At 40.0% G+C, this 215-nt stretch carries 1 protein-coding gene; it reads left to right on the top strand.

The genetic code is table 11. The annotated features are described in order from the left end of the window. Nucleotides 1-215 (top strand): hypothetical protein (locus AB1471_RS18225; protein WP_367781118.1); only part of this gene is annotated, 215 nt, incomplete at both ends.

Below are 215 nucleotides of genomic sequence, written 5' to 3'. Positions count from 1 at the left end.
ACGATTGATCCGGATAAGAAAATGGTTGAATTTGAATCAGCAGTAAGATATGAATCCCAGTCATCAAACAATCCCGTTTCCCTACAATTAGATAACGGGGAAATCTTGACCATGTTTGATAGCAATCAAAGTAATGGAACATGGAACCGAATGGGGGAAGTACCAGAAGGCGGTTCAAGTATTGAATGGACAACGAATACCTATCACCAGTTTGA

Origin of the sequence: Jeotgalibacillus marinus, from assembly GCF_040801915.1 — a bacterium.
GTDB lineage: Bacteria > Bacillota > Bacilli > Bacillales > Jeotgalibacillaceae > Jeotgalibacillus > Jeotgalibacillus marinus.
The sequence above is the reverse complement of the archived record's forward strand: the minus strand, read 5'-3'. Positions and strand labels throughout refer to the sequence as shown.